Origin of the sequence: Pararoseomonas sp. SCSIO 73927 (assembly GCF_037040815.1) — a bacterium.
Classification (GTDB): Bacteria; Pseudomonadota; Alphaproteobacteria; order Acetobacterales; family Acetobacteraceae; genus Roseomonas.
The window spans coordinates 3341351-3347500 of the sequence record NZ_CP146232.1 but is presented as its reverse complement, the minus strand read 5'-3'; the positions used below and the strand labels follow the sequence as shown (position 1 = coordinate 3347500).

Below are 6150 nucleotides of genomic sequence, written 5' to 3'. Positions count from 1 at the left end.
CATGAAGCCCGAGCATGCCAAGCAGTCCGCACAGACCTGGGACACTCGTGCTCGACAGGAAAGTGTCGGCAACTGCTTCGGAGCGAGAGAGGTGGTGCCGGGTGCGAGAATCGAACTCGCGACCTATCGATTACGAATCGATTGCACTACCGCTGTGCTAACCCGGCCCATCCAGGCGCGCCGATCTTCTCCGGCCCGCTGCGGTGCCGCGCCTTCTAGCGGCAGCCGCGCCCCGGGGCAACCTCACCCGCGCGAAAACCCCGCGCGGGTAAGGCACGTATCAGGTGGTGGCGACCGCGCCGCCCTTGCTCGCCACCCCGCCCGTCCACTCGATCCGGCCGGGCGTGCCGCACGCCTCGCAGAGAGGTTCCCACCGGGCGTGCACCGTCCCGCAGTTCAGGCACTGCCAGCGCGGCTCGGGTGGCGCGGCCGCGGCGGCGCGCAGCCACTTCGCCTCGGCGGCGCGCCCGGCCGCGCTTTCGCCCAGCTCCACCGCGTCCATGTCCACCATCGCCAGGAAGGCGCGGCGGTCCGCCGTGCCGGAGTTCACCAGCGCCTCCAGTTCCGCCCTGGCCCGCCCCGTCAGCCCGGCGGCCAGGGCCGCGCGGCCGAGGACGAGGCGGCTCTCCGGATGTCCCCGGTTCTCCTGGGTCAGCGTCTCGGCGCCCTTCACCCGCGCCAGCGCATCGACCTCGTCCGAAAGATAGGCCTCGGCGATGTCGGGGTGCGGCGCCGCCTTCCAGGCGGCCTGCAGAGTGGTCTTGGCCCGGCGCGGGCTGCCCTCCCCCGCCTGCCGCCGTGCCACCGCCAGGGCGGCCGGCGCGAAGCCCGGATCAGCCGAGAGCGCCTGCTTCTCCAGGGAGGCGGCCAGCGCCGGCTCAGGCTCCTGCAGGGCGGCCGACAGCGCCAGCGCCGCGCGCCGGTGCCCTGTCAGCTGGTCGGAGGGCGAGAGCGCCAGCGCCTCCCGCCAGTCCCGCGTGCGCAGGGCCAGCGCCGCGCGCTCCTCCTTCACCCAGGCCGCGCCGGGCTGGGCGGCCTCGGCCTCCCGCGCCAGGCGCTGGGCGGCGGGCCAGTCCTCGCGCTGCATGGCGTCCCGCAGCAGCCCGCGCAAGCCAAGGAACTTGCCATCCTCCCGCTGGGATAGCAGGCGGAAGGCCTCGTTCGCGGCGTCGTTGCGCCCGGCCATGCGCTCGGCCTCGGCGGTCAGCAGCAGGGTGTGCGGCGTGTCGCCCAGAAGGCCACGGGCGCGGCGGATCTCCAGCCGCGCCTGGTCCGGCGTGCCGGCGGCCAGCGCCACCAGGGCGCGGGTCACGGCGGCGTCGCCGTCGCGCCGGTGCCGCGCCTCGCGCCGCGCGCGCAGGCGGGCGGGCCAGCCCCGCAGGGACTTCCAGCCCGAGAGAAGGCCGTGCAGCACCAGGAACAGCACCACCAACCCCAGCAGCCCGAGCCAGACGGGCACGCCGATGAAGGTGTTGCCGACGGTGATCTCCACGTTCCCGCCGGTCTCGCGGAGGAAGAGCGCCGCCCAGACCCCGAGCGCGAGGAGGAAGAGAAGCCAGATCGCGCGGAGCATCAGTTGCTCCCCGCGCCGGTGCCGGTGCCGGTGCCGGAGGCGCCCGGGGTGCCAAGGTCGCGCAGGGCCGCCCGGGCCTCGACGAGGTCGCGCGCCTGCCCGATCCAGCCCGCCATGGCGTTCCGGGAGGGCGGGGGCAGCCTTTCCAGCCGCGCCACCGCACCGGGCAGGTCCCCGGCGTCCAGCGAGCGCCGCGCCTGCTCCAGCTCGCCGGAAACGGCGTCCCCGACCACCACCTGCTCGCCGCGCCGCACCGTCACCAGCCCCTGGAGCCGGGCCAGCGCCGATTCGGTCACCGTCCCGCCCTGCGGCTCGGCCGCCAGCCGTGCCGCGCGGGCTGCATCCTCGAAGGAGAGGCGCAGCGCGGACTCCGTCGGCGGGGCCGCCTGCCGGTAGCGGGCCAGGGCCACCGGCGGCTCGCCAGAAAGGCCGGAGAGCGCCTGCCCGAGAGGCCGTCCGGCCTCCAGCGCCGTCTGGATCTGCCCGCGCGCGGCCAGCGCGCCCAGTCGGCGCTCCGCGGCCTCGGCCTGGCCCAACCGCTGCTCGAACCCCTGAACCCGCCCGGCCAGCCCGGCCTCCTGCGCGGCGATGCGCTCGTTCAGCGCCGCCTCCGCGCGGGAAAGGCGCTCATCCATGGACCGGGCCGCCGCGTCCACGCGGCCGGTCATCGCCTGCCCGGCCGCTTCCACGCGCTGGTTCAGCGCCTGGTCCAGCGCGGCCAGGCGCGGGCCGAAGGCCTGCTCCGCCGCCGTCACCCGCGCGGCCAGGGCCTGCTCCGCGCCGGTCAGGCGATTCGCGAGCGTCCCCTCCGCCTGCGCGATCCGGGCCTCGGCGCGGCGGCTCTCCTCGGCCATCCGTGCCTCCAGCGCGCCCAGGCGCTCCTCCTGCCGCCTCTGCGCCTCGGCGGCAGCGTTGCGCGCCTCGGTCACGGCGTTGCGGGCGGCCTCCAGCGCGGTGTTCAGCCCGGCCACGCCGCTGCGCGCCTCGGGATCCACCACGGGCTTCGTCGCCAGTTCGCGCGCGGCGGCCTCGGCGGCGTCCAGGCGGCGCTCGGCGTTGGCGGCGCGCTCGGCCAGCCCCTGGGCCGAGGGCCGGGCCTCCAGCGCGGCGATCCGGGTCTCGACGGAGGCGGCGCGGGCCGCATCGGCCTGCTGCACGGCGGCCGGCGCCGGCTGCCGGTCCCGCGGGCTGGAGACGAGGTAGGCCACCGCGCCGCCGAGCACGACGACGGCGGCGGCGATGGGGAGGATGGCCGGCTCGAAGCGGCGGGCGGGGGTGTTCAGCGCCGCGGGCGGCGGCGGGGCCGGAGGCGTCACGGGGGCGGCGGCCGGCGCGGTTCGGGCCGCCGCCGTCTCCCTGGTGCCGGCGTCCGCGGACCGGGAATCGGTGCCGGACGGTTCGGGCACCGCGCCCTGCGTGGGGGGCACCGGCCCAGGGGCGGTTCCGGCCGCGGCCTGCCCGGCCGCAGGCGTCGCGCCGGTGCCGGCGACCGGTGCGCTCCCTTCCGCCAGCTCGGCGGCGGAGGGGACGGGTTCGACAGGATTGGCGGCGCCTCCCGCCTTTCCACCCTTCACGCCGGGACCGGCGGGGCTGACCTTGGCGCGGGCGCCGCCCATTGGAGCTTCCCGGGGAGGCTTCGGCGTGTCGCTCATGGGATGAGGGTCTATCCTTCTGGTCGGGCTAGGAGGCCGGCGAGGGAGCGGGACCGAGCAGGTCCAGCAGGGCGTCCTGATCCGGTCGCGGCGCCACGTCCAGCCCTTTCCATGTAAGTTTTGTAAGGGCCTGGTCCGTGAGAACCTGGGCCACGCGGGCGCTCAACGCCAGGGCGCGAATGCCGGTTGCTGCGGCGCCGAGCCCGGCCGCCTCCAGCAGGGCGACCGCGGCGCGGGCGCTGCGCGGGGAGAGGAACAGGGCAGCCCCTACCCGCCCGGCCCGGAGAGCATCGCGAACCTCCGGCGGCAGTTCGGTCGCCTCGGCCGCCGCGTAGGCCTCCCGCAGGATCACGGCGAATCCGCGCGCGCGGAGGTCTGAGGCGAGCTCCTCCCCGTAACCCCGCCCGGCCGCCAGCAGCAGCGGCCCCGCGCGCGGGTCCAGCCGCGCCGAGGCGAGGGCGGCGAGCGAGGCGGCATCGCCCCCGGCCGCCTCCACGGAAGCGAACCCCGCCGCCCGCGCCGCGGCGGCTGTTCCCTCCCCCACCGCCAGCACGGGCAGTCCGGATGGGACAGCCGCGGCCAGGGCGGGAATGGCGGCCGCGCTCGGCAACAGCGCCGCCCGGGCGCCCGGCACCGGCTCGATGGACAGGGGGGACAGGATCAGGGCCGGCGCCAGCACCGGCCGCCATCCCAGCGCAGCGACCCTGGCCGCGGTCGCGGCGGCGCCGGGCTCCGGCCGGGTGATGAGGCAGGCCAGGGTTTCGGGCACCCGGGCGGCATTGCTGCCCGGCTCGGCCAAGCGGATCAGCCGAAGATGTCGGCCGGGCTGTCGGCGCGCAGGCTGTCGCCGAGCTCGGCCCCGATCGCCTCCGCATCCGCCACCGCGCCGTGCAGGCCCCGCTTCAGCAGGAAGGAGCCGTCGGGCCGCGCCACCAGCCCCGTCAGGTGCAGGCGCCCGTCCGGCAGCAGCCGAGCATGGCCGCCGATCGGCGTGCGGCAGGAGCCGTCGAGCGAGGCGAGCAGCGCCCGCTCCGCGCGGGAGACGGCGCGCGCCTCCCGGTCCTCGATCCCGCCGAGCAGCTCGTGCAACTCCGTGTCCTCCTCCCGCACCGTCACGCCGATGATGCCCTGGCCGGCGGCCGGCACCATCGCCTCGGGGTCCAGGATCACCATGCCCGGCGGAGAGAGGTCCATGCGGCGCAGCCCGGCCAGCGCCAGCAGGGTGGCGTCCGCCTCCCCCTCCGCCAGCTTGCGAAGCCGCGTCTGCACGTTGCCGCGGATCATCCCAACGGCCAGGTCCGGGCGGGAGTGCAGGATCTGCGCCTGCCGCCGCAGGCTGGCCGTCCCCAGCCGGGCGCCGGCGGGGATGCTGCCGATCGGGTCCGCCGGGTCCAGGGCCGCCATGCCCGGGCCGGGAATCAGCACGTCCCGGCTGTCCTCCCGCTTCAGGGTGCAGGCCAGCACCACCTCCGGGGGCATCTCCGTTTCCAGGTCCTTCAGGCTGTGGACCGCGAAGTCGATCCGCCGGTCCAGCAGCGCCTCGTGGATCTCCTTGGCGAAGAGGCCCTTGCCGCCCACATCCGCCAGGCGCCGGTCCTGGATGGCGTCGCCCGAGGTCTGGATGACGTGCTCCTCGAAGGCGCCGGCGTTGCGCAGCACCGGGCAGAAGCGCAGCACCATGTCCAGGAAGCAGCGCGTCTGCCACACCGCCAACGGCGAGCCGCGCGTGCCGACGCGCAGCGGCAGGCTCCGCATCTGCGGATGCGGACGCACTCGCGAGGTACCCGTCGGGGCCTGGGCAGGGTGGGCAGACGACATGGCGGCGTCTTAGAACCGCGCCGCGAAACGTGGAAGGCATGTGACGGAATGGACCTCAACGGTCCCGTCCCCGGACCCATCCTGGGAATAGAGAGCAGCTGCGACGAGACGGCCGCCGCCGTGCTGGCGCCGGACGGCACCATCCTGGCCGAGACGGTGTTCAGCCAGACCGAGGACCACGCCCGCTACGGCGGCGTGGTGCCGGAGCTGGCCGCGCGCGCCCACCTGGCCCGCCTGCCGGACCTGGTGGCGGAGGTGCTGGGCCGCGCCGCCGTGGCGCCGGGCGACCTGGGCGGGGTGGCGGCCACTTCCGGGCCGGGACTGATCGGCGGGCTGATCGTCGGCGCCGGCTACGGCAAGGGCCTCGCCATGGCCCACCGCCTGCCCTTCGTGGCGGTGAACCACCTGGAGGCCCATGCCCTGACGCCGCGCCTCCCCGGCCTGCTGCCGGAGGGGGCGCGCTTCCCCTACCTCCTGCTCCTTCTCTCCGGAGGCCACTGCCAGTGCGTGGCGGTGGAGGGGCTGGGCCGCTACCGCCGGCTGGGCACCACCCTGGACGACGCGGTGGGCGAGGCCTTCGACAAGGCCGCGAAGCTGCTCGGCCTGCCCTGGCCCGGCGGCCCGCACCTGGAGCGGCTGGCCGGCGAGGGCGATCCCACCCGCATCCCCCTGCCCCGCCCCCTGATGGGCCGGGCGGGCTGCGACTTCTCCTTCTCCGGCCTGAAGACCGCCGTGGCCCAGGCCGTGGCCAAGGGGGGCGACAGGGCGGACATCGCCGCCGCGTTCCAGGCCTCCGTCGCCGCGGTGGTGGCGGACCGCGCCCGCCACGCCCTCGCCATGGCGCCCGGCTCGACGGCCCTCGTCGTCTCCGGCGGCGTCGCGGCCAATACCGGCCTCCGCACCGCCCTGGCGCGGGTGGCGGAGACGGCCGGGCTGCCCCTGGTCGCCCCGCCCATCCGCCTCTGCACCGACAACGCCGTCATGGTCGCCTGGGCGGGGATCGAGCGGCTGCGCGCGGGCCTGACCGACCCCTGGGACCACGCCCCCCGCCCGCGCTGGCCGCTGGACGAGCTGACCGCCTGAGATGAACGAACACCGATGAACCCC

General features: G+C 76.4%; 5 protein-coding genes and 1 tRNA gene. 1 reads left to right on the top strand and 5 read right to left on the bottom strand.

What is annotated here, in order from left to right; all coding sequences use genetic code 11:
* Positions 1–92: 92 nt before the first annotated feature.
* The 5 genes from VQH23_RS15585 to hemC form a co-directional block, all read right to left on the bottom strand.
* A tRNA-Thr gene (locus VQH23_RS15585) sits at positions 93–167 on the bottom strand.
* Positions 168–280: 113 nt separating this feature from the next.
* Positions 281–1573, bottom strand: coding sequence for a heme biosynthesis HemY N-terminal domain-containing protein (locus VQH23_RS15580; RefSeq protein ID WP_338661656.1), 1293 nt, complete (start codon positions 1571–1573; stop codon positions 281–283).
* Positions 1573–3225, bottom strand: coding sequence for a mitofilin family membrane protein (locus VQH23_RS15575; protein WP_338661655.1), 1653 nt, complete (start codon positions 3223–3225; stop codon positions 1573–1575). Before VQH23_RS15575 ends, VQH23_RS15580 begins: the two co-directional genes overlap by 1 nt.
* A gap of 28 nt (positions 3226–3253) precedes the next feature.
* Positions 3254–3994, bottom strand: a complete 741-nt coding sequence (locus tag VQH23_RS15570) for a uroporphyrinogen-III synthase (RefSeq protein WP_338661654.1) — start codon at positions 3992–3994, stop codon at positions 3254–3256.
* A 35-nt stretch (positions 3995–4029) separates the two neighbouring features.
* Entirely contained in the window at positions 4030–5043 is a 1014-nt protein-coding gene (gene hemC, locus VQH23_RS15565) for a hydroxymethylbilane synthase (protein ID WP_408904218.1), read from the bottom strand.
* Positions 5044–5091: 48 nt separating this feature from the next.
* On the opposite strand from hemC, the gene tsaD reads away from it, so the two are divergent.
* Positions 5092–6126 carry a tRNA (adenosine(37)-N6)-threonylcarbamoyltransferase complex transferase subunit TsaD gene (tsaD, locus tag VQH23_RS15560; protein ID WP_338661652.1) on the top strand — a complete coding sequence of 345 codons (1035 nt, stop codon included), beginning with the start codon at positions 5092–5094 and terminating at the stop codon, positions 6124–6126.
* The last annotated feature ends 24 nt before the right edge of the window (positions 6127–6150 follow it).